The organism is Pseudomonas sp. TE3728 (genome assembly GCF_056279145.1).
In genome coordinates this window covers 2,140,430-2,165,012 of the sequence record NZ_JBWBQT010000001.1, presented here as the reverse complement: position 1 = coordinate 2,165,012, position 24,583 = coordinate 2,140,430, and the positions used below count along the sequence as shown (strand labels likewise).

Below are 24,583 nucleotides of genomic sequence, written 5' to 3'. Positions count from 1 at the left end.
CGCAAGGATCGCCCATGAAGCGCTTTATCCAAGGTGAACATCGAGGCCAAAGCACCTTACTTCCCGAAAGCCTCGACGACTACGTCAGCGATACCAATCCGGTGCGCATAGTCGACGTCTTCGTCGATGAACTCGACTTGGTCAATCTGGGTTTTGACGGTGCTATTCCTGCTGACACAGGCCGGCCTGCTTACCACCCCGCAATCCTGCTGAAGATCTATATCTACGGTTATCTCAACCGCATCCAGTCGAGCCGACGTTTGGAGCGAGAGGCCCAACGCAACGTCGAGCTGATGTGGCTAACCGGGCGTTTGATGCCTGATTTCAAGACCATTGCCAACTTCCGGAAAGACAACAGCAAGGCCATCCGAGGCGTCTGTCGCCAGTTCGTTGTGCTGTGTCAGCAGTTGGGACTGTTCGGAGAAAATCTGGTCGCCATCGATGGCAGTAAATTCAAAGCAGTCAACAACCGCGACCGCAATTTCACCAGCGCCAAACTGAAGCGGCGAATGGAAGAAATTGAATCGAGCATCAGCCGTTACCTGGCGGCACTCGATGCTGCCGATCGGCAAGAACCCACAGCTTCCGAGCCCAGCGCCGTGCGGCTAGAAGAGAAAATCGCCAAGCTGAAGACGCAAATGAAGGAGCTTCAAGCGATCGAAATCCAGCTCAACGAATCCCCGGATAAACAGGTCTCACTGACCGATCCAGACGCCCGTTCCATGATGACGCGTGGCACTGGAATCGTCGGCTACAACGTGCAGACAGCGGTCGATACCAAGAACCATTTGATCGTTGCGCATGAGGTGACCAACGTCGGTTCCGACCGCGATCAACTCAGCTCGATGGCCAAGGAGGCCCGCGAGGCGATGGCGTCGGATACGTTGTCGGTGGTGGCTGATCGAGGTTACTTCAAAAGCGAACAAATCCTCGCTTGTCACGATGCCGGTATCACCGCCTATGTGCCCAAGCCGATGACCTCTGGAGCCAAGGCTGACGGGCGTTTCAATAACGATGTCTTCATCTATGACGCGGCAAAAAACGAATACATTTGTCCCGCTGGCGAGGCGCTGATCTGGCACTACTCCTACGTTGAAAAAGGCCTGAAGTTGCATCGTTACTGGAGTTCAAAATGCCAGGGCTGCGCGTTGAAGTCGCAATGCACTCCGAGCACAGAACGACGAGTTCGACGCTGGGAGCATGAAGCCGTATTGGAGGAAATGCAGCTTCGGCTGAGCAAAGCGCCTGAGATGATGCGAGTCCGAAAACGGACTGTTGAGCATCCCTTCGGGACGCTCAAACAATGGATGGGAGCTACGCACTTCCTGACCCGAAAGCTGGCCGGGGTGAGTGCTGAGATGAGCTTGAATGTTCTCGCCTACAACATGAAACGGGTGATGAAAATCATGGGTGCTAACGGTTTGATGAAGGCGCTGTCGGCATAAAAAGGCTGATTTTGGCCCATCCCAGAGGCTGTAAAAACAGCGTTGACGTGTTCCAGGTCGCGACTGATGCAATACGCAGCATTTGCCATGTGATCGTTCAGCCACGAACGTCAATGACCCAAGACGATGAGGCCTTGAGCGTTTTTACACACTCTGGGCCAAAAGCTGCCGTGGCGGCAGGTAGACTGACACGGTTATCTGCAGTGTGCGAATCTTGAAATGGACAAATCAGTTGAGATGCCTATTCCGGTCTCAAGATGCAAGAGCTCTGATCATTTCCAGTGAATACACGTTGTCCATACCAGCCCCCCATAAAAGCGGGGACAGCCGCTCATCATCTGTGAAAATTAGATGGGTCGAAGCCAGCTCTATGAGCTTGGAATCGGTTAAGCCGTATTCTGAAAAATACCGATGACTCAAGTCGTTATTAAGGTCGGAATTTATCTCCTTGAATGTACCGAACATAGCTCTAGCTATTTCAAACGCCTTTTCCTGAGCGTAGCTATCTAGGTCTATAAGATTGGAGACTTCTGCAGCAATATATTTTGTAGTGTACCCCTCGCCAAATATCTTTATTGCTTTCAGAAGCAGGTGATAATCATCCACAGAAAATTTCTTTAACCGTTTAGAGCTAGAGATAAACTTTCCATCTTCAACGCTTCCGATAATTAGTAGCAGCAAAAGGTTTGTGTCTATTACGATTTCTCTTTTATAGTTGGGTACCGATTTTTTCCTGGGTTTTGACATTCTTATTCGCCTTTGTACCGCTTAAAGCCTTTAAGCGCGCCGTCTTCTGCGGACACTAAAAATGTCTTAAATTCCTTCCGCTTGGCTAAAACCGAAGCTAGTTCAAAAAGGGGCGTCTTGGCACGAGCTCCAAGCGCGGAATGAGGCGAGCGATCAACGTCGTAGCTAAAGGTGACCTCGTACCTCTTGTTGTCATCTGAAATTACAATCTCCTCAAGGGTTATATTACTTGCTCCGGTAACGAAATTATCGAACTCTTTACGGGCAACCGCTTCAGCTCTTTTGAAGTTAATCATGATGTCCCCTTATTGAACGCTTTTCTATATCATCGAGATATCGACTTGGATGTCGAACCACTATAACCCCAAGCCTCGATGATCGCTATGTCTGGTTAGGCGCTTGAAGTCGTGTTACAGGACGGCCAGACGTGCGTTAATATTTATTCCTCGCACATAACAGATCTGCAGTAGATCTACATCGGAGTGGCATTGGTGAGTCCTCGCGGCCGGATGAGTGTGCAGGACGCCACGCTGTTTTCGCACACATTACGGAGTCATCATCAGCGTGTCCATTGTCCGCTCTTGGCCGTTTCCTGTCTTTGGCCAACGGCAGCTATGGGTCGTTTTCTGCCTGTCGTGACCGGCTGAAAACGGCCAAATGCAGTCATCGAGGCTGCCAAGCAGTGGCACCGAAGACGCCAAACCTCACCACGAGGGGGGCTACCGGCTAGAGGTGAATACCCGGAGGATTCTGGATTTCCCGGTTTGGTTGGCAGCCATGCTAGCCGGATTGAACCAACCCTCCACTATTACGTCTCGCCAGTCCTTGCTGCGTCATAAGCGCCTTCAGGCTATAAGCTAAGGCTTCAGTCAGCCTGACGCCCCCAAAATGCACACACTATTTCACGTAGATACAGCGGACATAAAAGCCCTAAACGACGAGCAAGCGCGCACGCTGATCGCAAGATTGTGTCGGGCTGAGATTCGCAAGCACGGGGGCTCTGAGTCGGCCGTCACCTGGGGTGGCGATCAAAGAGCAAAAGATGGAGGGGTGGACGTCAGGGTAGAGATAAATCCGCCACTGGGGATATCTGGCTATCTGCCCAATGACAAGACAGCCTTTCAGGTAAAGGCCGAAGTGTTCCCCCCCAGCAAGATACCTGGGGAAATGGCGCCCAAGGGAGTGCTAAGACAAGCAATACGCGACCTCGCTACGACCAAAGGAAGTTACGTCATTGCCGCGACGCGAGACGACACCTCCGAGTCCGCTCTCGATCTACGACTTAATGCGATGAGAGATTGCTTGTCGGCCAACGGCCTCGGCTCCTCGCCGCATGTTGCCTTCTATGACGCAAGAAAGATTGCAGACTGGGTCGAGCAACACCCAGCGATCGTAGCTTGGGTCAAACACCAGCTAGGCAAGCCACTTGTGGGTTGGCGCCCATACTCGGGTTGGGCCTACCAGGAGACGACCGTCGACTCAGAATATCTGCTCGATGATCGAGTCAAAGTGTTCACGCCCGACGCAGAGAAGGGCATTAGTGTCTCGGCCACCATTGATCGCCTGCGTATCGACCTGTCGAGGGGGGCAAGCGTACGCATTGTCGGCTTATCTGGTGTCGGCAAAACGAGATTAGTACAGGCGCTCTTCGATCCGCGTGTACATACGAATCAGGCTGCGCTGAGTGCTGATGACGTGCTGTACACGGACCTTTCAGATGGACCTTCACCTCAACCTTCAGCGATGCTCGAAGCGCTGATTGAAGACGGAAGTCAGTGTGTTCTCGTCTTGGACAATTGCGGAGCTGACACTCATCAGAAGCTCACCGAGCTGCTTAAGACGTCTGGCAACAAGATTGGCCTGGTTACTGTTGAGTACGACGTTCGAGACGACTTACCAGACGGCACGAGGTGCTACCGTCTCGAAGGCTCCTCCGATGAGGTAATCAGGCAGCTTCTTCAGCGGCGCTATCCGGTCCTATCAATCAGTGACGTGGATACCATCACGGCATTCTCAGACGGTAACGCTCGCGTCGCGTTTGCGTTGGCAGCGACGGTAACTACGACTGGTCAACTTGCACGGTTGCGAGACTCCGAGTTATTCAAGCGCCTGTTTTATCAGAAGAACGTCGAGAATGAAGATCTCCTCAGATGCGCGGAAGCGGCCAGTATCCTGTACTCGTTCGACGGCGAGGACGATAGTCCTGGGTCGGAACTCAACAAAATTGCCGCTGTTGCTGACGTTTCATTGATCACCCTACAGAGGAAAGTGGTTGATCTAAAGCGAAGAGGTCTCGTACAGGCGCGTAGCAAATGGCGTGCTGTTTTGCCACACGCGATTGCCAATCGACTCGCAGCCCAGGCACTAGAAGTGATACCCAAATCGCAAATCGTGAGTATCTTTGTCGATACCGCTACCGACCGTGTTGTCCAGTCGTTCTCGCGGCGACTTGGTTACCTACATGAAAGCGCAAAAGCCGCCGAGCTCATACGGGACTGGCTCTCGCCATCCGGGCGTTTTGGCGACCTAACGGCTCTCAATGACATTGGCCATGAGATCTTTCACAACATTGCACCTGTATCTCCGAGGGTCGCTCTAGCGGCGATTGGACGGGCTGCCAATGTCCCTAGCTTCCTTTCGGACGAAAACAGCAGGCGTGCTCAGTATGCGCATACGTTGAAAGCCATCGCATTCGAAGAAGAAGATTTCGATATCGCCGCCGATATTCTTGTCCGGTTCGCCTTGGAAAATCCCCAGGAAAATAGGGGACAAGAATCTATTGTGGAAATTCTGAAGTCTCTGTTTTTCTGCGTGCTATCCGGTACGAATGCCCCCCCCTATCAAAGAGCAGAGTTCGTCAGGAAATTGCTTGAATCCGGCGATGCCAAGCGAGAGCAGTTGGGGCTGTTGGTGCTTGATGCGGCGCTTGAGGCAAAGCATTTTACCTCCGTGAGCAGATTCGATTTCGGGGCTCGAAAGCGGAGCGAGGGATGGGCTCCGGTATCCCGCTCAGACGTTGAGGCGTGGTTTATTCCATTCATCCGCATGGCACTCGACATTGGTAAGCAGACGTCCGACCTTGCTGAAAGTAGCAGATCTATTTTGGGTCGCCGGTTAAGAGGACTTTGGGTTGGCACGAATTTGTGGCCAGAAGTGTGTGCAGCCGTAAAAGAGCTGGCTTCAGTCGTGAGCTGGCCTCAAGGTTGGTTTGGAGTCAAAAGCATCCTTCGCTTTGACTTGGGCAGATGCGATGAGTCAATTCAGAACGAGCTGCGCGAGCTGGAGAATCTTCTCAAGCCGAAGGCTATACCCGACATGATTCGAGCTCGACTTCTAGAATCGAATCAATTCGACCTAGATCTTGATGACGATGATGCAGATCAGCGCGCTGAAACGGCTGGTGAGCGCATCCGCAGATCAAACCAGGCCGTGGAGGAGCTTGGGGAGGCTGCTGCCAACAATAAAGGCCTTCTCCTGGATCTACTCCCGCAATTGATCTCAACCAAGTCAGGAGCCAGTGCATTTCATTTGGGGGTTGGGGTTGGAAAGCAGATTGCGGACCCGAGCTGGATTTTGAACGCGGCAAAGGAACATATCGCCACTGCCACGCCCGGAACAGTCGGTGTCTTGTTCTTTCGCGGATTGCTCAACGGCTGGCATCACGCATCTCCCGCTTCTGCCGAGAAGTTCCTCGACAGCGCGGTGAGTGATGAAATTTGGGTCAAGTGGATCATGGACCTGCATTGCAGCATACCGATGAACCAAGCGGCTTACGCTCGAATCCACCAATCAATCAAGGCTGGAAATACTCCTGCCTGGCAATATTCCTATCTCGGAATGGGCAGACAAACCGACTCATTCTCTGTTGCAGAGGTTGGCGAGTTGCTTTCTGCGATAGCACTGCTGCCCGATGGTGGTGTCGTGTTTCTCGACGTCCTTTCCATGGTCGTCCACTGCGCGGCAGATCACGATGATGCGTATAAGGATTATTTGGGGGCAACCTGCCTAAATCTTCTCGGCTCAGCCGAATGGGGAAAGGTTCTGGGGGATCGTGCCAATAGCGGTTACCGCCTTGAGAGCATATTGGAGTTTTCGCTGAAGCGATTAGCTTCTTCCGAAGCAGCGCTGGAGGTATTGAACGGTCTAGTTGCCTTTGCGCGCACGACGGAATGTAGTTATTCCGATAGGGATGGCATCAAAGACGCCATCTCGCCGTTCCTCAGACACATGCCGCGAAGAGCGCTCGACGCAATCTATGTTCCCGGTGAAGAAGCTTACTACCGTCAGATGTCGCCTGTGATTGGGCGCCCATACAGTGATAGGAAAGAGACAGCACTCAGCGTAGTCCCTGTGGATGTATTGATCGATTGGTGTAATACCTCGCCGTCTGATCGTTACGTGTTCGCGGCATGGAGCTGTAAGTTATTCGATACTCGAAGTCGAGCGAGTGAAGAGCATGCCAATATCGACTCTGTGGACGATTCTGAGTTGGTTATTTCGGAGGCCGCGCTCTCTGTGCTCGCTAATGCTCCTGATAAGAAGGCGGTAATTGAGTGCTATTTAATGCGATTTACGCCTTCAGGCTGGTCCGGTTCTTTGGCCGAAATCCTGAGGAAACGGATTCCGCTTCTCGATGTACTGAATCTCGGCAACGCAGAAGAGCTGAAGCCAGTATTGGCGATAGCTAGAGCGAACCTCGAACGAAGAATCGCAGCGGAAGAGCTTCGCGAGGACGAAGAAGAGCGCGAGCGTACTGGTAGCTTCGAATAGGCTAGCCTGATGCATCCCTTGGCCTATAGCTGCCGTCCTAACCGGCAGCAATCGGCCGAGGGTGTGTAAAAACGTTTTTGAGCGCGACAGGTACTCAAAACTGGACTGGAAATCGCGCTTCTACGCGAAATCCACATCTGCTGACGTGTCGATAAATTTCAGATTTAGCGTAGATGCGCCCACTTCAATTTTAGCGAAGCGTTTTTACACACTCTGGGCCAGGAGCGGACGGTGGAAACAGCGATGGCAATCTGCTCCATACTGGCGATGTGGTATCTATGCTTAGGAGGCGATCACGGGGGTGTTTCGGTGCCCCGTATGTAGGGCGCTTAATTTAGTCGAAAAACTTTCTGGTAGCGTTGAATGCTCAGACGTGTCCGGATCCAAGTTTTGGAAGAATGGCATCAGTGGCTCAAAAGGAGGCAAGATGAAAATCATTCAATCCGTTCATACTCAATGGAGAGAGAATGGAGAACGCGCCACAAAGCCACTCATGCTATTTTCCCCGTATCTAACTGGTAATCTGGCAAAACAAATACTTGGGCCGACCCTAAAAGGAATGGTATTCACGCAGTTTGATGCTGAGCTGTTTGCCTCAAGAGCGTCTGATCTAGATGTTATCAAAGGACTCATGGATGAGGGACACCAACTTTTCCATGTGCCTGATCTGCATGCAAAAGTGGTAATCGAGCAAGGCGTATTTGCTACGATTGGGAGTCAGAACATTACAGCAAAAGGGACTCGAAATAAGGAGTTGAGCGTTCTTGTTCAAGGTGAAAAACACTTGCGAGAGGTTCATCGAAAAGTAGAGTCCTGGCTCATGAATGCAACCCCGATTACACTGGAAATGATCTCGGGTATGGCAGATCTTCTTCCGCCATTAAAATCTGCCTACGATGGCTTCAAAGCTTCATGCAATGACGCACAATCGAAAGTCGACAAGGCTGCCGAGGAAGCGATTCAGCGAGCAAAACATGCTGAGGAGGAAGCGATTCGGCAATCAAAGCAGGTTGAAGAGGAAAAAATTCGGCAAGTGCAGGCCGTCAAAAGACATGCCAAAGCTTTGCTTAACGCGGAAATCAAGGCCGCAATCGCGTCAGTTCCTCTATCCGAAGATTGGCATTGTGGTGCCATTAAATATCGCCAGAGTTCAATTAAGACCTCGCTTTTCATCTCTAGCGGGAGTCTTTTGAATTGGAAAGTTAACGAGAAAATGATTCAATTGGTTCCACTGTCCCGTTACCTGTGTGTGCTTGACACTGGTCGTGTCGGCTGGGCGCGAGTCGCAGGCACTAGAATTTCAATGATCGGCCGGGAAATCATTTTCCACGGGCGGGTGATTTCTGAACAGCCTGGATGGATATTCCAGATTCATGCAACTGAGAATGATCACGGTGAGTGGCCTCCTGGCGCAAATCTATTCATCTCGGTCAGTAGGATCTTTGGTGGGAGACTTTTTTGGTTGCCAGTGCGGTTCAACTTATCTACTTATATTTTCTTCAGCCCTATAGTTTCATGCGAGGGGGATTTGGTGGAGGAAGAATCAGTATGTAAGGCTGCTATTGCATGGATCAAAAGAAATAAGGCTAGCTTTGAGCGACAGGTCATTAAGGCTATCTTAGAGCCGTTCAAATACGACGATAAACTCAAAGGAATTGACGCCACGAGTTTTTTCGGACCGTTGAACAGTCATCATGTGTTGCAGATTACGCTGATCGATGGAAATCCAATTCTGGTCGGGAAGGCGGGACGCTGGCCCTGAATGGTCAACGGTAGGGTGAGTGAGTCCACGCTCAGTAGATAAATGTGGCCAGATTTATTTTTCACAACGTCCGCTTCGGGTCGATAGCGACCACCAGCCATTGTGACTGATCCACCCTTGTCCTCCCCTCACCTGGAGGACGAGCCATGAACTCTATTGCTAGATACCGACATCAGCCTTGGAACAAGGGAAAGCTTGTCGGGCAGAAAGCTCCGCTTCGAGTCAGAGATATCTGGGCAATCCGCGTAAGACTTCAGCTTGCTGAGAAGACGCGTGATTTGGCGCTCTTCAACTTGGCCATCGATAGCAAGCTGCGTGCCTGTGACTTAACCAAGCTGCGAGTCCGCTACATCGCCCATGGGGAACATGTGTCGTCACGGGCCATCGTGATGCAGCAGAAAACTCAGCATCCAGTGCAATTTGAAATCACTGAGCAAACCCGAACGGTTCTGGAGGCTTGGATGAATCAAGCGCGTCTTCACAGCGACGACTTCTTGTTCCCGAGCCGGTTGCACGCCTCAGACCATCTTTCCACCAGGCAATACGCTCGAATAGTCAAAGCGTGGGTGACAGCCATTGGCCTTGACCCAACCATGTATGGTACCCACACGCTACGGAGAACCAAGGCCTCGTTGATCTATCGCAGGACGAAGAACCTGAGAGCCGTACAACTCCTGCTTGGTCATACGAAGCTTGAAAGCACTGTTAGATACCTGGGCATCGAGGTCGATGATGCCTTGGAAATGGCGGAGCAGACGGAAGTCTGACCATTCACTGCGACGGTCGATTCTAGACCGTCGCTATCCGTCCCATAGCCGCCAATCAATTGTGTCTACAAAATCGGGGGGCATTCAAATCAGAGGGCAGTCTTGCGCTGAGTAATTTATGACTGGCGTATCCTCAAAATGGAATCTGTGATGGCTTGAACGTTAGTGTCCAGCGTTTCCATGGCCGACATCGCATTAGCGGCGACACTTCCTACCCCATTTTCTGAGAGCCACTTGGTTATTTCTTCTATAGCTGCACTTAAGGCGTGCTGGTTGTGGAGGAGCAATGTCAGAGCGTCCGCCGTGGCGATCTTGCAGTCTGAGTTATCTGGCATGGCGGTCGTCCTTGAGGAATGATGCCGGAAGCCTAGCTTATCTCGTCTTTGGCTGAGACTGGCCGACAGGTGCCCGCCATGATAGGCGGCAGATGGACAGATGCTGACGCTCGCCGGTATCAGCTGCTGGCCTTTGTCACTTCAGCTCAGACCCAACGACGCTTTACTACAGAGTCCGGCCATCCTGATAGAATCGATCAGGTTATAGATAACGCCCTTCTGAGAAATGGTATGAATACGGAATTGATGGAAGATGAGATGCGCCGGGCGCTATTCGGTGATTCTGAGCCCTCTGCGCCGGCAATTAACTCAGACGTGCAGGCCACAGTCCCGGATGTTGTGATCGTGCAACCGGTGAAGGCAGCGAAGAAAAAGGCAGTCTCAAAAGGCTTCACTCCTAGGTTGAGAGTTACGCTCCGTGTGGGAAACGAATTTGAAGGCGAGATGCACGAGATGGTGCATGAGGCCGATACGCTGAGCTCCCTAGTTGCAGAACAAGAAGCTACGAAGATGGCCAGAAAAAAATTCAGGTTTGTGGAAGTAGTCTCGGTCAAATCGATGTAAGTGGGTACTCTCACTTTTCGCCCGCTGGGCATTAAGCCGCATTCACTTACCGCGGGTCACCCAACAGATTCGTGTCGATTGAAGCCTCAAATATTAGGGGCGTTAGTCGTATCCCGGACTGGATTTAACACCATCACTCCATCCCACTCTCAATGTTTAACTGGTCGCCAACCCCAAGCCACATATCTGAGGGTGGCGACAGGCAAAAATCGACCCCAAGCAGCCGTTCATGAACGACTGCTCCGACTCATAGCTGTCGTTCATTTGTGTCTATAAATCCAGGGACCATTCGGTGGACAGCAGCGGGAGTAGAATGTGCTTTCAGACAGCTTGCGGAATGTGAACCAGCAAATCGAAAAAACTATCGCTGCAATTCGAGACAAATGCATCGCGTCTGATGAAGTCGTCGTATTTGATTACTTAAAGCGGTACGAGGAAAGCTTGGCGCTAATCGGTACTGGCTCAAAACAAAAACTGGAGGTGAGCTTGAAGGGGCTCTTGAACTGCACGCGAGGCTACCTGGAAACCACCAGTCATTATGATCAGGAATTTCTCGGTGAAATGTGTGAGACGGAACGACTGATCAAGCAGCTGCTTAAGGACAAACTGCTGTGAGTTAGTGAAAAAGCCCGATATCTACTAAAAAAATATCTTCCAAAGTACGGGCTTATTAGGGACGACGACCGTCCGCTTCTGGTCGAAGGCTCACACCGACAAGCTAAAGTTTTTCGTACACCACCTCGAATTCTTCACCCAATTCCTGTTGGATGGATTTCAGTAATTTAGCGGCAGCCTCGTCAAATCTTGCGTAATCGTCTGCATTCCAAGGGCCGGGATCAGGTGGGTAATCCCAGTTCAGCGAGGTGTCATGCCACTGTGAAAGCTCGTTAAGCATTGCTTTGACTTCGTCACTGAGTGGTAGCCTCTCTTCAATAGGCCCTACAGAAAATTTATCCCGTGCAATATTATTTCCACACCAAAGGCAACCGCCGCCCCATTCGAACATTAAGCGAACACGATAGCGTTCTGCCCTCATCATTGGGCTCCAATTTTTTGTGGGTACATGGTGTGCAATAGGTTGGCAAAGATATCCACGCTAGGCCAGCGACCGTTATGACAGGCAGCTTAGGGTCGAAAGTCGTCTTTTGCTAACTCCATCGGGACCTCGCTACGCCCCGCTTAGATCGGGTAGCAGCGTGCAGATGGGATTCGTTTGAGTCAGCTTGCTTGCCGGCATCAGCCGGATTTCACTCGGTCCTATGCCCGATCTCTTCCCGGTTTGGCATCGTCCAATCCGAAGTTCTTTCGTAAATCGAATCGACGTGGTTATCTACTTCATAGGCAAATGTCAGCAAGTAAAACGCAAATGCGGTTGCAGCCAGTGCCGCTCTCCCCAAGGGATTCGCATCTTTGGACAAACCACCTGGACCAATGGCAACCCAGCCTCCCCGAAGGTAGGCAAAGACCGCTTGCGTGAACCATGCGTGTGCTGCGAGAACTCCCCAGAAATGACTCCAGTCCCCGGCGAAGCGCACAAAAGCGTTTACCAATGAGGCGATGACCATCAATGCCAATATCAAATACCGAAAGCGCTTCAAAAATGTAAGGACGTAATGTTCCGATTCCATCAACCCTTTTCCCAATCAAACAGGCTGCACGCGTTTCCCAATTTCCAGATATCGGCAGATTTGAGTCGATCCTGAGTCACAATCAATAGATCCTTCTCCCTTCAAAGTCAGCCGCTACAGCGGCAAGGTTTACGGCAGGTCTTGATTGGTCGGGTGCACGCCCACGTGAAGCCGGCCGGTGTAAAAACCGCCCATTGAAAACATTGCGGCCGTAGCCTGGTCATTGGACATGTCAGGCGCTGGGGCAAAAGGCTTTCAATCAATTATTGTTACAGGGTGAAAAGACGCAGGGGAGATAGTAATTAATCTCCCGCATGATACGTAGGCTGTTGCTCTATCCCAATCGTCCAAATGGGGTCGGTTTCTGCCTGACTCGACAGGCAGCTTTGAGTATTTGCGGCCCATAGTGACGGGCAGCTATCGGCCCAGAGTGTGTAAAAACGCTTTCTTGAACCCTTGCTATGATTTCTGGGGATTTCATCGCAAGGATCGCCCATGAAGCGCTTTATCCAAGGTGAACATCGAGGCCAAGGCACCTTACTTCCCGAAAGCCTCGACGACTACGTCAGCGATACCAATCCGGTGCGCATAGTCGACGTCTTCGTCGATGAACTCGACCTGGTCAGTCTGGGTTTTGACGGTGCTATTCCTGCTGACACTGGCCGGCCTGCTTACCACCCCGCAATCCTGCTGAAGATCTATATCTACGGTTATCTCAACCGCATCCAGTCGAGCCGACGTTTGGAGCGAGAAGCCCAACGCAACGTCGAGCTGATGTGGCTGACCGGGCGTTTGATGCCGGATTTCAAAACCATCGCCAACTTCCGAAAAGACAACAGCAAGGCTATTCGAGGCGTCTGTCGCCAGTTCGTTGTGCTGTGTCAGCAGTTGGGACTGTTCGGAGAAAATCTGGTCGCCATCGATGGCAGTAAATTCAAAGCAGTCAACAACCGCGACCGCAATTTCACCAGCGCCAAACTGAAGCGGCGAATGGAAGAAATTGAATCGAGCATCAGCCGTTACCTGGCGGCACTCGATGCTGCCGATCGGCAAGAACCCACAGCTTCCGAGCCCAGCGCCGTGCGGCTAGAAGAGAAAATCGCCAAGCTGAAGACGCAAATGAAGGAGCTTCAAGCGATCGAAATCCAGCTCAACGAATCCCCGGATAAACAGGTCTCACTGACCGATCCAGACGCCCGTTCCATGATGACGCGTGGCACTGGAATCGTCGGCTACAACGTGCAGACAGCGGTCGATACCAAGAACCATTTGATCGTTGCGCATGAGGTGACCAACGTCGGTTCCGACCGCGATCAACTCAGCTCGATGGCCAAGGAGGCCCGCGAGGCGATGGCGTCGGATACGTTGTCGGTGGTGGCTGATCGAGGTTACTTCAAAAGCGAAGAAATCCTGGCTTGTCACGATGCAGGCATCAGCGCTTATGTGCCCAAGCCGATGACCTCTGGAGCCAAGGCTGACGGGCGTTTCAATAACGATGCCTTCATCTATGACGCGGCAAAAAACGAATACATTTGTCCAGCTGGCGAGGCGCTGATCTGGCACTACTCCTACGTTGAAAAAGGCCTGAAGTTGCATCGTTACTGGAGTTCGAAATGCCAGGGCTGCGCGTTGAAGTCGCAATGCACTCCGAGCACGGAACGACGAGTTCGACGCTGGGAGCATGAAGCCGTATTGGAGGAAATGCAGCTTCGGCTGAGCAAAGCGCCGGAGATGATGCGAGTCCGAAAACGGACGGTTGAGCATCCCTTCGGGACGCTCAAGCAATGGATGGGTGCGACGCACTTCCTGACGCGGAAGCTGGCCGGGGTTAGTGCGGAGATGAGCTTGAATGTGCTCGCCGACAACCTGAAACGGGTCATGAAAATCATCGGTGCCAACGGTTTGATGAAAGCGCTGACGGCCTGAAAAAGGCTGATTTTGGCCCATCCCAGAGGCTGTAAAAACAGCGTTGGCGTGTTCCAAGCTGCGACTGATGCGGCCCGCAGCATGACCGTGCGATCGCTCAGCCAACGAACGAACGAACGTCACTGCTCCACGACGATGAGCTCCATGAGCGTTTTTACACACTCTGGGCCGATTGCTGCCTATTACGGCTAGAGTGGACCGACCAATAACAGTCCATCAGGTACACATCACTGAAAATCCAAGGAACGCGTTTGCCGCGGCACTGCTCAGGAACGCATCGATAGCAGCCCTATGAGGCGAGCAGACGCATGCGACCACCTCTCCAACCAAGAAGCAACACACGCTTTCAAGGGAGCATTACTAGCATTCACCGACGCTGGCGGTTGAAACAAAACTGGTCGATAGCCTCGTGTGCAGCCGATGTATGATAGTGCCGGTGCGATACTTTGCCGACGAGCCATCCCAGAGCGCAAACTGGTATACGGAATTCCCCCAGAGGAGCACTGGATTGGCTCGATGCTAGGCGCTTGTAATTCAATTTTTCTGAAAAAAATTAATTTTTCCTGAAAATGACCGCTTCCTGTTTGCATACATAGCCCGATGCACCGGACTGCATGCAGCGAATACCGAAAAGTGTCGGACACTGTGCAGTTAATACCAGTGTTTTTAAGGGTGTGCTCATGGCGTTGAAACGGGAAAGAACTTCCAGCCCATCCAGTTTGGGAATGCTGATGTCGAGGATGATCAGGTCAGGCATGCATTCACGAACCATCTGCATTGCATCGACCCCATTGTCAGTTTCGCCGACGACTTTGTAACCTTCATGTTCCAGCAACATTCGAACCGCAAGGCGGATGACAGGGTGATCGTCGACAATAAAAACGGAGTTCATAATCAAATCCCATACGTGCACAAATAATGCGCGCACCTTAGCTCAGATAGTTATGGGGCCGCATGAACTGAGGGAGCTACAGCGGCAATATAGGAAAAGTCCTACAACTGAAGAAGAATAGGACTACGTATCAACTAGGTTTTGCATGAGGAAAGGCAAAAGTTTGGTAGGACTAGTCAAGCGATGGAAGGCATTGAGTTAGAGGTCTGAATCTATACGCTGGTCATTGTTTTAGTGTGTTTGGGTTTTCGTGTTTTTATATGGAGGCCAAGGTCAATAAGTTTCTGAAGTCTGATTGTTTCAATGGTTTGATCAAGTAACCGAGCAAGGGCAATCCATGTTCGTAGGCCATGACTTTAAGTTTGTCCAGTTCGACGGATGTCAGACTGCTCAGAAGTATTGCCTGCCTGATCATCCCCCGGTGACTGGCGTATTCGATCAAATCAAGGCCTGCAAGGTCGGGCAGGCATTGGTCGCACAGAAGAATGTCGAACGGTTGCGCAGCCTTGAGCATTTGTTGCAAGGCGCCTCTGGCACTGTCAGTGGCGGTCAGTTGGGTGAAGCCAAAACTCTCGAGCAGGTACTGAGTCGCCCGTAGCTGAAAGGGATGATCTTCCACCAGCAGGATGCGCCAATCATGTTTGAACACAGGAGTTTTCATGAGTCATCTGTCGAGCAAAGGGAGTGCGATTATTTCGCGAGATGGCCGAACAATCGATCAGTCCGCTCCGCACAAGGTGTAGGGCGATTCTGTCGGCGTTGAAATACAGATGAATGTCGAGAATTCGATCAGCCGCTCAGAGCTCTCTGACAGGCTGATCGATACGTTTTTATCGGTGGCTTGAACGACCGGTCATTTCCAGCGCCATTTCTCCGGCATAGCTGTCGGTCATGCCGGCGATGAAATCAATCATGCGCAAGAAGGAGGTGTGTAAAGGGCCGTGAGGGTCGGGTGCATTGTTGCCCAACAGGTCGAGTATGCGGCGGTGCTTAAAGGATGGCGTACGGCCGTTGTGTTGCTCCAGTGCCGCGCCGCAAAAGGCGTTGAGCAGGATTTCCAGGGTGGTGTAGGCGCCTATTTCGTGGAGTGTCTTGCGCTTGTCCTGGAAGATTTTTTTGCGTGCCATGTCCTTGGCATTCAAGACGCAACGTTTGGCGGGGCCGTGCATGTGTTCCACCAGGTCGCCCGCCAGCGTGCCGGCCAGCAGCGCGTCCTGTTGCTCGACGAATGCTCGGGCTGCTGCGTTGGTCAGGTGTTCGATGGCTTTGCCCCGCAGGATCGCCAGTTTGCGCCGACGCGAATCTTGCGGGCCGAGCTGGCGATAGGTTTCCGGGAGATCGTCACCCACCAGGTCCAGCAGCAGGGACTCGACTTCGGCGTACTCCAACAGGTCCATCTCCAGGCCATCTTCCAGATCGATCAGCGCGTAGCAGATGTCGTCGGCGGCCTCCATCAGGTACACCAGTGGATGGCGCGCCCAGCGTTGTTCGTCCAGTTGGGGCAGACCGAGTTTGTGAGCGATCTGTTCCAGCAGTGGCAGTTCGCTTTGATAACAGCCGAACTTGTGCTTCTTGTAGCCCAGTGAGTCGGCGTGCCGGGCAGTCCACGGGTATTTGAGGTAGGTGCCCAGTGTGGCGTAGGTCAGCCGGGTCCCCCCTTCGAACTGGTGGTATTCAAGCTGGGTAAGTACCCGGAAACCTTGGGCATTGCCTTCGAAATTGAGGAAGTCGTTGCGTTCGGCTTCGCTCATCGCATCCAGCCAGCCACGGCCGGCGGCCTGCTGGAACCAGTGGCGGATCGCGTCTTCACCGGAATGACCGAAGGGCGGATTACCGATGTCATGGGCCAGGCAAGCCGATTGCACCACCATGCCCAGATCGCTCGGTTCGCACCAGTCGGGCAGGGCGCTACGGATGGTTTCACCGACACGCATGCCCAGCGAACGGCCGACGCAACTGACCTCCAGCGAGTGGGTCAGGCGTGTGTGGATGTGATCGTTGCTGGAGACCGGATGGACCTGGGTCTTGCGCCCGAGACGGCGAAACGCGCCCGAGAAAATGATGCGGTCGTGGTCTTTATGGAAAGGGCTGCGGCCGAGTTCTTCCGGGCTGTGCACAGGCTTTCCGAGGCGTTCGCGGGTGAGCAGGGTTTGCCAATCCAAGGCTGGTTTCTCCGTCAGGTGACTGATCCCCTAGCTTCCCGGTTCGCGCCGGTCCCTGCAAGGAGAACTAGAGCCCCGCGGCATCGATATCGATGAGCAGCAGTCGCTCGCCGTTATCGAAGAATTGCCCGGCGGTGAGGCAGTATTGATTGCTGGTGGCATCGCGGTAAGTGTTGGAAAGCGTCAGCCGGCGCTCATCCCAACCCTCGGCCAGCAAGTGATAAAAGTAGGGGCGCCATGACCAGTTATGGCCCAGGTAGCGGTTATCGGCTTCCCAGCTGTTGTTGCGCCATTCCAGATTGGGGGTCAGCTGCGTGCCGTGGCGGTCGCATTGATAAAAACGCAATAACCAGGGAAACGCTTCCAGTTGCGGCAAGGTGCTGAGGGGCGCGCTGGCTTGAGCCCAGGCTTGCAGGATGGTCATCAGTTCGCTGAGTTGCTGGCGCATGATCATCAGGCGAGCGCGCTCAGCCAGTTTTTGCTGAACATAGCGCTGACGCAGTTGCGCGAAGCGCTCGACAAAGGCATCTGTGGCGAAGAAATCAGCTTGCGCACGGGCGAACAGAAAGCCCTGTACGTAGCGTGAACCACACTCCAGGGCAAAATTCAGTTGAGCTTCGGTTTCCACGCCCTCAGCGATAATCCAGCAACCGGTTTTCTCCGCCATTTGCGCCAGTGCCTTCACCACCTCGCTGCTGGGGCCTCCCAATGCGGCGGCCTGGAACAATCGCATGTCGAGCTTGAGAATGTCCGGTTGCAGGGCCAGCACGCGATCGAGCTGAGAGTAACCGGCACCGAAATCATCAATGGCGATCCGCGCCCCGGCTTGTCGGTAACGGGCCACGACTTCGGCAAGACGCTGGCTGTCACCGCCCAGTTCGGTGATCTCAAAGACGATTCGTTGCGCGTCGACGCCATGCCTGCTCAGCTGCTTGAGACTTGGCAGTGCCTGGTCCCGGTGCAAGCGACTGATCCAGCGGGGCGATATGTTGAGGCTGAGAAACCAGTCCGGGGGCGCTTCATGCAGACGGCTCAGCGCATCATCGCGAATCTGGCGATCAAGACGACGCAGGGCGATGGCGGGGGTTCGCGGGTCGGCGAACAGCGGTCCTACCGAGGTCAGTTGACCGTCGGCCTGACGCAGTCGACCCAGCGCTTCGACGCCAGCGATGCGGCCCGTGGCGGTATCGATGAACGGCTGAAAGCAGGCGAGCGGTTGCCCGTCGATCACGAGGCCTCCTTAGTAAGGTTTTGTTCCGGGTAAACCTGGACACCAAGCAGGCACGCAGGACTAACCTCTCGATAAAGAGGTTAATCCTGGTGGTGTTGCAAGAATGCAGCCAAACAGGACTGATTAGTGTTTGCGCGAAGAGTTCTGCATGATCAGCTTGATCAGTGGCCCCAGCGTGACGCCCAGGCGAGCCAGCCGGGTCAGGCTGCCGATACCTCCACCCTTGGCACCCTTGCCGGTCAGAAAGCCCAACCCGATCACGGCCGCGATGCCCCAGAGCGGGGCGTGTTTGATGCCGAGACCGTCTTGCAGGTTTTGCGTCATGCCACGCACCCGTTGCAAGGGATGCAGCAGGTGTTGGGATTCGTGGCGAATTTCCTGGCGATGCATTTCCATGCGCAGGCGAATCAGCGCCTTGCGCATTTCCGTGCGCGAGCTGTTGCGGGGAAGTTCAGACAGGCTCATGGCAACAGACGCTCCCGATCATTGGCCAACTCTTCCAGAGTGCCGTGGAAGGGCGAGGATTCATCGAAAATCGCTGCTCTCAAGCGCATCGCACAGAACAACGCGGCGAGGGTATAGAACACACAGAGCCCGATGATTGCTGCCAGGCGATAGGTGTCCCAAAACAGGATCAACACCAGCGTCGACAAGCCCACCAGCAATAACAAGGCAAAGACCAGCGTCAGGCCTGCAAACAACAACAGGCTTACCGTGCGTGCTTTTTGTTCCTGCAATTCAATGCCAAACAGTTCGACATGACTGTGCAGCAGTCCAAGAAACGCGGCACCGAGGCGCCGCGGGGATGAGCCGGTGCCCGTCGCGGACGGGCCGGATTCGCCGATCGCCATATTAGCGCCGAGTGGCCAGCAGGCCGATCAGGAAGCCCACGCCAGCCGCGATTCCGACCGATTGCCATGGGTTGGCCTGGACGTAATCTTCCGTGGCGGTGACAGCGGCTTTGCCGCGCTCGCGCACAGAGTCTTCGGTCAATTTCAGGGTTTCCCGCGCGCGCAGCAGACTGTCATGGATCTGCTGGCGCAACTCATCGGCTTGATCGCCAGCCAGGGATTTGGTGTGTTCCAGCAACCTTTCAGTGTCGGTGACCAGTGTCTGAAAATCTTCCATCAGAACTTCTTGAGCAGTCTTTGCTGTGGTGCGTGCCATTGGTGATCTCCGTGAGTGGCTTCTGAAGCGTTCGAGTATGAGCCTTGCGTGAAGGTTCAGTACAAATGACTGGTACAACTTTTGCTATGTCGTGGTGCGTCAGCCTGCGCCGTTGCGCTGTTGCTGGGCATGATTTAAGGAAAACCTTAACTCAAATAATCAAAACTCGCGTAAAGGTTCCGTTCTTGTGCGCCAAAGCTGTTCATCCGGATCAGCGCTTCAGTCTGGATCGGCTGCAACTTGGTGCGCCAGCCTTCTGTGCGAACTGCTTTGGTGCTTTTTTTCAGCCTTCAGGTCTGCCAATCCATGGAAAATCTGCAAAGTGCTGTGGACAGTCTGGTCCATAGCTCCAACACGTTGTTCATCCTTATCGGTGCGGTCATGGTCCTTGCCATGCACGCCGGTTTCGCCTTTCTCGAGGTGGGTACGGTTCGACAAAAAAACCAGGTCAACGCCTTGTCGAAGATCCTCAGCGACTTCGCCATTTCGACCCTGGCCTACTTCTTTATAGGCTATTGGATTTCCTACGGAGTCACTTTCATGCAGCCGGCGGCGGTGATTACTGCCGATCATGGCTATGGGCTGGTGAAGTTTTTCTTTCTGCTGACCTTTGCTGCGGCGATACCGGCAATCATTTCCGGAGGCATCGCCGAGCGCGCCCGGTTCGTCCCGCAGTTGTGTGCGACGGCGCTGATCGTGGCGTTCATCTATCCCTTCTTCGAAGGCATGATCTGGAATGGCAACTTTGGTCTGCAAGCCTGGTTGCTGGAACGCTTCGGTGCCAGTTTCCATGACTTCGCAGGGTCTGTGGTGGTTCACGCCATGGGTGGCTGGCTGGCACTCGCGGCGGTGTTGTTGCTCGGCCCAAGGCAAGGTCGTTATCGCGATGGACGACTGGTGGCATTCGCACCGTCGAGCATTCCCTTTCTGGCGTTGGGTTCCTGGATTCTGATCGTTGGCTGGTTCGGCTTCAACGTAATGAGCGCTCAAACACTGCAAGGGGTCAGCGGGCTGGTCGCGGTGAATTCGTTGATGGCCATGGTCGGCGGCACCGTGGCGGCGTTGATCGTCGGGCGCAATGACCCGGGCTTCCTGCATAACGGCCCATTGGCCGGACTGGTGGCGATCTGCGCCGGATCGGATCTGATGCACCCGGTGGGCGCGTTGGTGACCGGTGCCATCGCCGGGGCACTGTTTGTCTGGTGCTTTACCGCCGCCCAAGGCAAATGGCATATCGATGATGTGCTGGGCGTCTGGCCTCTGCATGGACTGTGTGGTGTCTGGGGCGGGATCGCTTGCGGCATCTTTGGTCAAACCGCCTTGGGTGGTTTGGGGGGCGTGAACCTGATCAGTCAGTTGATCGGCACTTCTCTGGGTGTGATCGTGGCGCTTGCCGGCGGTTTTGCGGTGTATGGCGTAATCAAGGCGTTTCATGGTCTGCGCCTGAGCCAGGAAGAGGAGTATTACGGCGCGGACTTGTCGGTGCACAAGATCGGTGCCGTGAGCCAGGATTGAATCAGCGTTCCTCATCGTCGGCACCGGGGTAAAAGCCGTGCAGCAGGCGATAGCGGTCACGCCGTACCTGGTCGACCCGGTCTCGCACCTGCTGGCCGGGTATGCCCAGCATGATCAGCGCGTGGGAGACGAGCATCAGGCTCGACTCCAGCAACTCGGGTACGACTTCGCTGGCACCGGCTGCCTTCAACTCGGCCAACTGACTGTCGTCCCGTGTGCGCACCAGGATCGACACACTCGGGTTGAACCGGCGTGCCTCCTTGAGTATCAACAGTGCGATGTCCGTCTGATCCACGGCGACCACCAATAGTCTGGCGCGTTCCAGCCCTATCGCCACCAGCAGTTCGCCGCGACGTGAATCGCCGTAATGAACGCAGCTTTCATTGACGGCTGCTTCCTGAACCCGCACCGGGTCGGTATCCAGCGCAATGTACGGTTGATCTACATTACGCAGGACGCGCCCGATGGACTGACCTACGCGGCCATACCCACAGATCACTACGTGATTGTGTAAGCCAGCGTTGAGTGCGCTGATTTTTTCGAGTTCGGCTTCTTCGTTGGGCTTGTGGTGCAGGCGTGTGGCGATGTGGGGAGCGGCGCGCAGCAGTAAAGGCGTCACCAGCATCGAGCAGAACGTGGCAGCCAGCAGCAGGCCACCGAAGTCGGCGGGCATCAGTTTGTTCTGCTGCATTTGCGTCATCAGGGCAAAACAGAATTCACCCCCTTGAGCCAAGGCCAGGCCGCTGCGCCAGGCGGTTTCGACATCGCTGCCGCGCCATTTGACCAGCAGCGCGACCACGGTGCCTTTGATCAGCAGTAATCCCAGCGTCAGACCGAGAATCAGCAAGCCGTGGCTGGCAAACAAGCGCAAGTCGATCAACATGCCGATGCTGACGAAGAATACCCCGAGCAGAATGTCGCGAAACGGACGGATGTCCGCCTCGATCTGATGTCGGTAGTGGCTTTCCCCCAGTAGCATGCCAGCGAGAAAGGCGCCCAGGGCTGGGGAGAGGCCAAGCAGGTGAGTCAGCCAGGCCGTCAGCAGAACGATCACCAGCGCCAACAGCACGAACAGCTCAGCGGACCGGGACGCGGCGACTTCATGAAACAGCCGTGGCAAAAACCAGCGACTGACCAGCAGCAGACCGACGAACAGCACGACAGTCTTGCCCAGCGTCAATGGCAGAGCCCAATACCAAACCTGGTCGCTGGTACCGGCGAACACCGGGACCAGAGTCAGTAGCAAAACAGCGACCACGTCCTGGAACAACAGCACGGCGATGGCATTCTGGCCGTGGCGGCTGAAAAGCTCACCGAGGCTGCTTAACTCCTTGCTGACAATGGCAGTGGACGACAGCGCCAAACCGGCACCGAGTAACAGTGCAGGCGTGGTTGGCATGCCGAACAGCATCAGCAACACCCCCAGCGCGACCCCGGAAACCAGCACTTGCAGGCTGCCCAGGCCAAATACCACTTGGCGCAGGGCGAGCATTTTCGACAGGGAAAATTCAAGCCCGAGAGAAAACAGCAGGAACACCACGCCCAACTCGGCAAGGTCGGGCAACTCTTCGCTTTCATTCACCCAGTCGAACGCGGTCGGTCCGATCATCAGCCCTACGCACAGGTAACCCAGCACCGGTGGCAAGCGCAGGCGCTGGAACAGTGCAATCACTACCAAAGAGGCGGTGAAGATGATCAACAGATTGGCGAACACAAAAAACTCCGGTGAGGGATCTGGCTACTCAAGCGTAGAAGTAAAAAAGACGCGAGCATCGCGCAAATGGCCGTTAAGGCGAATGATGTGCGTCAGGAGTTTGCCGAAATCTCTTGAAATGCCATTGCTCAGACAGATAGGGCATCGGCTCGACTGCGTTTGATCGCGGGCCTAGAATGAGCGCTTACTTCGATGGGTCTTGTCGTCATGCCTCCTGAATGTCAGTTGTTCGGCACCGTTGGTTGCCATCTTTGTGAAGTCGCCGAAGCCATGCTGATGGAGTTTGTCGAGCGTGGTCTGTTGGTGGAACTGGTGGATATCGCTGACGACGAAACGTGGTTCGAAGCCTACAGTCTGCGTATTCCAGTGTTGCGACGGGTCGATACCGGCGCAGAGCTGAGCTGGCCGTTCAGTGCCGATGAAGTGGTGGCGTTCCTGCGCTGACTCTGACACTGTCAGCGATGCCCCACCCGTCGCAGTACTCGTTTCATCCATTGGCGAAAGGTTGGTTATTCGGCTACTGTATGCGCATACAGTTATTCCGATTGCCTGCCATGCTTTTCCCTGTTTCGGGTTTACGCAGGCGATCCCGGACGTCAGAGGGATGAACCTTGGTCAATGTCGAGCAATTGAAGAACAGCGTGAACCGGATGTCGGCGGACGTGGTGCGCGAGGCTGTCCTCGAACTGCGTTTGGATGGTCTGGTCACGGAGGGGAAAACACCCTTCAACAAATTGCATTTCAATACCTGTTTCGCCGAAATCGAAGCCTTGTTCCAGCGTGCGGGCTACCACCGGCAGCTGGATGTCGTGGGCTATCAGGGGTTGTTGTATGCGCTTTATGATCCGGGGCGCTGGGAAGCGGTCGATGTGCTGCGCTGGCTCAAGGAGTTCACCGAAGCGGCCGCTCGAGCACAGTCGATACCAGCCTGAGGATTCTCTTCTAGGTTCGTTCCGGCCACTGTTGGATAATGCCGCTCTGTATTGAGGGTTAGAGCTTTTCGTATGTCCACTTCATCTTTTTCTGCCGCACACAACCAGGCCAGCACGCTCTATCTGCCGCCGGGGACGTGGCAGACTGTACTCGATTGCCTGTGCGAACACTTCAGCGCCATCGGTCGTGAACAATGGCTGGACAGAATTGCTCGCGGTCGTGTCCTTGATGGGCAAGGCCTGCCGATTCCCCTGAACCTGCCTTACAAGGAAGGTCTGCGGATTCATTATTTCCGTGAGGTGCCGGACGAAAAACCGATCCCGGTGGTGGAGTCGATCCTCTATGCCGACGAGCATCTGGTGGTGGCGGACAAACCACACTTTCTGCCCGTGACTCCGGCGGGCGAATACGTGGAGCAGACATTGCTGCGGCGGCTGATCCGTCGCCTGGATAACCCGCATCTGGTGCCTTTGCATCGCATTGACCGGCATACGGCCGGGCTGGTGCTGTTTTCAGCAAACCCTCAGAGTCGGTCGGCGTATCAATCCTTGTTTCCTGCACGCCAGATCGAAAAGCGCTATGAAGCAATCGCCCGGGCATTGCCGGAACACTCCTTCCCGCTGGTTCATAAAAGCCGACTTATCGATGGCGAGCCGTTTTTTCGCATGCAAGAAGGTCCGGGAGTCAGCAATACCGAGACGGCTGTCGAGGTCAGGGAAAAAAACGGTGAACTCTGGCGTTATGCGCTGTACCCGGTGACGGGCAAGAAACATCAGTTGCGAGTTCACATGACAGCCCTGGGGGCCAGCATCTGCAATGATCCGTTCTACCCGCAGGTGCTCAAGGACGTAGAAGATGACTATGCCAATCCCTTGAAGCTGTTGGCCCAGGGGCTGCGATTTGTCGATCCGGTCACGGGGCAGGAAAGAGAATTCGAAAGCACCATCACCTTGCAGTGGTGATCACAGGGCTAACGACCCTGCTTTTCTTCAGCCACGAAAAAGCCCGCTTTTAAAGCGGGCTTT

General features: G+C 54.1%; 23 protein-coding genes and 1 pseudogene. 11 read left to right on the top strand and 13 right to left on the bottom strand.

Translation table 11 applies throughout. The features are described from left to right. Positions 1-14: 14 nt before the first annotated feature. Entirely contained in the window at positions 15-1,445 is a 1,431-nt protein-coding gene (locus ACZ89R_RS09155) for an IS1182 family transposase (protein WP_429545981.1), read from the top strand. A 252-nt stretch (positions 1,446-1,697) separates the two neighbouring features. Here the strand turns inward: ACZ89R_RS09155 and ACZ89R_RS09150 are convergent, their stop codons facing one another. Further along, a complete protein-coding gene (locus ACZ89R_RS09150) occupies positions 1,698-2,192 on the bottom strand; it encodes a PIN domain-containing protein (protein WP_429545982.1) in 495 nt (164 codons plus the stop codon). 2 nt (positions 2,193-2,194) lie between these two features. Then, entirely contained in the window at positions 2,195-2,488 is a 294-nt protein-coding gene (locus ACZ89R_RS09145) for a hypothetical protein (RefSeq protein WP_429545983.1), read from the bottom strand. Between the two features lie 1,006 nt (positions 2,489-3,494). Between ACZ89R_RS09145 and ACZ89R_RS09140 the strand changes: the two genes are divergently transcribed. The 3 genes from ACZ89R_RS09140 to ACZ89R_RS09130 all read left to right on the top strand — a co-directional run bounded on the left by ACZ89R_RS09140 (position 3,495) and on the right by ACZ89R_RS09130 (position 9,491). Continuing rightward, positions 3,495-6,962 carry a hypothetical protein gene (locus ACZ89R_RS09140; RefSeq protein ID WP_429545984.1) on the top strand — a complete coding sequence of 1,156 codons (3,468 nt, stop codon included), beginning with the start codon at positions 3,495-3,497 and terminating at the stop codon, positions 6,960-6,962. Positions 6,963-7,389: 427 nt separating this feature from the next. Next, entirely contained in the window at positions 7,390-8,724 is a 1,335-nt protein-coding gene (locus ACZ89R_RS09135; protein WP_429545985.1) for a phosphatidylserine/phosphatidylglycerophosphate/cardiolipin synthase family protein, read from the top strand. Between the two features lie 146 nt (positions 8,725-8,870). Then, the gene (locus ACZ89R_RS09130) at positions 8,871-9,491 is read left to right on the top strand and encodes a tyrosine-type recombinase/integrase (protein ID WP_429545986.1); all 621 of its coding nucleotides are present in this window, start codon (positions 8,871-8,873) and stop codon (positions 9,489-9,491) included. Positions 9,492-9,607: 116 nt separating this feature from the next. On the opposite strand, the gene ACZ89R_RS09125 is transcribed toward ACZ89R_RS09130, so the two are convergent. Next, positions 9,608-9,826 (bottom strand): hypothetical protein, encoded by a 219-nt coding sequence (locus ACZ89R_RS09125; protein WP_008013682.1) that lies wholly within the window; start codon positions 9,824-9,826, stop codon positions 9,608-9,610. Positions 9,827-10,057: 231 nt separating this feature from the next. Here ACZ89R_RS09125 and ACZ89R_RS09120 point away from each other — a divergent pair, with 231 nt between their 5' ends. Both ACZ89R_RS09120 and ACZ89R_RS09115 read left to right on the top strand, forming a co-directional pair. Continuing rightward, the gene (locus tag ACZ89R_RS09120) at positions 10,058-10,390 is read left to right on the top strand and encodes a hypothetical protein (RefSeq protein ID WP_429547874.1); all 333 of its coding nucleotides are present in this window, start codon (positions 10,058-10,060) and stop codon (positions 10,388-10,390) included. A 315-nt stretch (positions 10,391-10,705) separates the two neighbouring features. Beyond that, positions 10,706-11,005: a hypothetical protein gene (locus tag ACZ89R_RS09115; protein WP_429545987.1), complete on the top strand. Its 300-nt coding sequence runs from the start codon at positions 10,706-10,708 to the stop codon at positions 11,003-11,005. Between the two features lie 103 nt (positions 11,006-11,108). On the opposite strand, the gene ACZ89R_RS09110 is transcribed toward ACZ89R_RS09115, so the two are convergent. Both ACZ89R_RS09110 and ACZ89R_RS09105 read right to left on the bottom strand, forming a co-directional pair. Beyond that, positions 11,109-11,426, bottom strand: coding sequence for a hypothetical protein (locus ACZ89R_RS09110; RefSeq protein ID WP_123358136.1), 318 nt, complete (start codon positions 11,424-11,426; stop codon positions 11,109-11,111). Positions 11,427-11,637: 211 nt separating this feature from the next. Next, a complete protein-coding gene (locus ACZ89R_RS09105) occupies positions 11,638-12,018 on the bottom strand; it encodes a hypothetical protein (protein WP_429545988.1) in 381 nt (126 codons plus the stop codon). Positions 12,019-12,513: 495 nt separating this feature from the next. Here ACZ89R_RS09105 and ACZ89R_RS09100 point away from each other — a divergent pair, with 495 nt between their 5' ends. After that, positions 12,514-13,944, top strand: a complete 1,431-nt coding sequence (locus ACZ89R_RS09100) for an IS1182 family transposase (RefSeq protein WP_429545989.1) — start codon at positions 12,514-12,516, stop codon at positions 13,942-13,944. A gap of 577 nt (positions 13,945-14,521) precedes the next feature. Here ACZ89R_RS09100 and ACZ89R_RS09095 read toward each other — a convergent pair. From ACZ89R_RS09095 to ACZ89R_RS09065, 7 genes and pseudogenes are all read right to left on the bottom strand, one after another. After that, positions 14,522-14,836 (bottom strand): annotated as a pseudogene (locus ACZ89R_RS09095) (response regulator); the annotation flags it as partial. A 256-nt stretch (positions 14,837-15,092) separates the two neighbouring features. Then, entirely contained in the window at positions 15,093-15,497 is a 405-nt protein-coding gene (locus ACZ89R_RS09090) for a response regulator (protein WP_192344095.1), read from the bottom strand. Between the two features lie 169 nt (positions 15,498-15,666). Further along, positions 15,667-16,998, bottom strand: a complete 1,332-nt coding sequence (locus ACZ89R_RS09085; protein WP_008075647.1) for a deoxyguanosinetriphosphate triphosphohydrolase — start codon at positions 16,996-16,998, stop codon at positions 15,667-15,669. A 67-nt stretch (positions 16,999-17,065) separates the two neighbouring features. Then, complete coding sequence (locus ACZ89R_RS09080; protein WP_192344096.1) at positions 17,066-18,229, bottom strand: EAL domain-containing protein; 1,164 nt, start codon at positions 18,227-18,229, stop codon at positions 17,066-17,068. Between the two features lie 123 nt (positions 18,230-18,352). Then, complete coding sequence (locus ACZ89R_RS09075) at positions 18,353-18,694, bottom strand: hypothetical protein (protein ID WP_123497566.1); 342 nt, start codon at positions 18,692-18,694, stop codon at positions 18,353-18,355. Then, positions 18,691-19,080: a phage holin family protein gene (locus tag ACZ89R_RS09070; RefSeq protein WP_007895049.1), complete on the bottom strand. Its 390-nt coding sequence runs from the start codon at positions 19,078-19,080 to the stop codon at positions 18,691-18,693. Before ACZ89R_RS09070 ends, ACZ89R_RS09075 begins: the two co-directional genes overlap by 4 nt. A gap of 1 nt (position 19,081) precedes the next feature. Continuing rightward, entirely contained in the window at positions 19,082-19,396 is a 315-nt protein-coding gene (locus ACZ89R_RS09065; protein ID WP_007895050.1) for an ElaB/YgaM/YqjD family protein, read from the bottom strand. A gap of 306 nt (positions 19,397-19,702) precedes the next feature. Between ACZ89R_RS09065 and ACZ89R_RS09060 the strand changes: the two genes are divergently transcribed. Next, entirely contained in the window at positions 19,703-20,911 is a 1,209-nt protein-coding gene (locus tag ACZ89R_RS09060; protein WP_123497564.1) for an ammonium transporter, read from the top strand. 1 nt (position 20,912) lies between these two features. On the opposite strand, the gene ACZ89R_RS09055 is transcribed toward ACZ89R_RS09060, so the two are convergent. Further along, the gene (locus ACZ89R_RS09055; protein ID WP_123497561.1) at positions 20,913-22,625 is read right to left on the bottom strand and encodes a cation:proton antiporter; all 1,713 of its coding nucleotides are present in this window, start codon (positions 22,623-22,625) and stop codon (positions 20,913-20,915) included. 207 nt (positions 22,626-22,832) lie between these two features. On the opposite strand from ACZ89R_RS09055, the gene ACZ89R_RS09050 reads away from it, so the two are divergent. The 3 genes from ACZ89R_RS09050 to ACZ89R_RS09040 all read left to right on the top strand — a co-directional run bounded on the left by ACZ89R_RS09050 (position 22,833) and on the right by ACZ89R_RS09040 (position 24,520). After that, a complete protein-coding gene (locus ACZ89R_RS09050) occupies positions 22,833-23,069 on the top strand; it encodes a glutaredoxin family protein (protein ID WP_123497593.1) in 237 nt (78 codons plus the stop codon). A 167-nt stretch (positions 23,070-23,236) separates the two neighbouring features. Continuing rightward, complete coding sequence (locus tag ACZ89R_RS09045) at positions 23,237-23,557, top strand: hypothetical protein (RefSeq protein WP_008075636.1); 321 nt, start codon at positions 23,237-23,239, stop codon at positions 23,555-23,557. Between the two features lie 72 nt (positions 23,558-23,629). After that, positions 23,630-24,520 (top strand): pseudouridine synthase, encoded by an 891-nt coding sequence (locus ACZ89R_RS09040; RefSeq protein ID WP_123497560.1) that lies wholly within the window; start codon positions 23,630-23,632, stop codon positions 24,518-24,520. The last annotated feature ends 63 nt before the right edge of the window (positions 24,521-24,583 follow it).

Bases quoted from the DNA above. Each gene is read 5' to 3' on its own strand.
- ACZ89R_RS09155 (WP_429545981.1), top strand. From the start codon at position 15: ATGAAGCGCTTTATCCAAGGTGAACATCGAGGCCAAAGCACCTTACTT.
- ACZ89R_RS09150 (WP_429545982.1), bottom strand. From the start codon at position 2,192: ATGTCAAAACCCAGGAAAAAATCGGTACCCAACTATAAAAGAGAAATC.
- ACZ89R_RS09145 (WP_429545983.1), bottom strand. From the start codon at position 2,488: ATGATTAACTTCAAAAGAGCTGAAGCGGTTGCCCGTAAAGAGTTCGAT.
- ACZ89R_RS09135 (WP_429545985.1), top strand. From the start codon at position 7,390: ATGAAAATCATTCAATCCGTTCATACTCAATGGAGAGAGAATGGAGAA.
- ACZ89R_RS09130 (WP_429545986.1), top strand. From the start codon at position 8,871: ATGAACTCTATTGCTAGATACCGACATCAGCCTTGGAACAAGGGAAAG.
- ACZ89R_RS09125 (WP_008013682.1), bottom strand. From the start codon at position 9,826: ATGCCAGATAACTCAGACTGCAAGATCGCCACGGCGGACGCTCTGACA.
- ACZ89R_RS09120 (WP_429547874.1), top strand. From the start codon at position 10,058: ATGAATACGGAATTGATGGAAGATGAGATGCGCCGGGCGCTATTCGGT.
- ACZ89R_RS09110 (WP_123358136.1), bottom strand. From the start codon at position 11,426: ATGAGGGCAGAACGCTATCGTGTTCGCTTAATGTTCGAATGGGGCGGC.
- ACZ89R_RS09105 (WP_429545988.1), bottom strand. From the start codon at position 12,018: ATGGAATCGGAACATTACGTCCTTACATTTTTGAAGCGCTTTCGGTAT.
- ACZ89R_RS09100 (WP_429545989.1), top strand. From the start codon at position 12,514: ATGAAGCGCTTTATCCAAGGTGAACATCGAGGCCAAGGCACCTTACTT.
- ACZ89R_RS09090 (WP_192344095.1), bottom strand. From the start codon at position 15,497: ATGAAAACTCCTGTGTTCAAACATGATTGGCGCATCCTGCTGGTGGAA.
- ACZ89R_RS09075 (WP_123497566.1), bottom strand. From the start codon at position 18,694: ATGAGCCTGTCTGAACTTCCCCGCAACAGCTCGCGCACGGAAATGCGC.
- ACZ89R_RS09070 (WP_007895049.1), bottom strand. From the start codon at position 19,080: ATGGCGATCGGCGAATCCGGCCCGTCCGCGACGGGCACCGGCTCATCC.
- ACZ89R_RS09065 (WP_007895050.1), bottom strand. From the start codon at position 19,396: ATGGCACGCACCACAGCAAAGACTGCTCAAGAAGTTCTGATGGAAGAT.
- ACZ89R_RS09060 (WP_123497564.1), top strand. From the start codon at position 19,703: ATGGAAAATCTGCAAAGTGCTGTGGACAGTCTGGTCCATAGCTCCAAC.
- ACZ89R_RS09050 (WP_123497593.1), top strand. From the start codon at position 22,833: ATGCCTCCTGAATGTCAGTTGTTCGGCACCGTTGGTTGCCATCTTTGT.
- ACZ89R_RS09040 (WP_123497560.1), top strand. From the start codon at position 23,630: ATGTCCACTTCATCTTTTTCTGCCGCACACAACCAGGCCAGCACGCTC.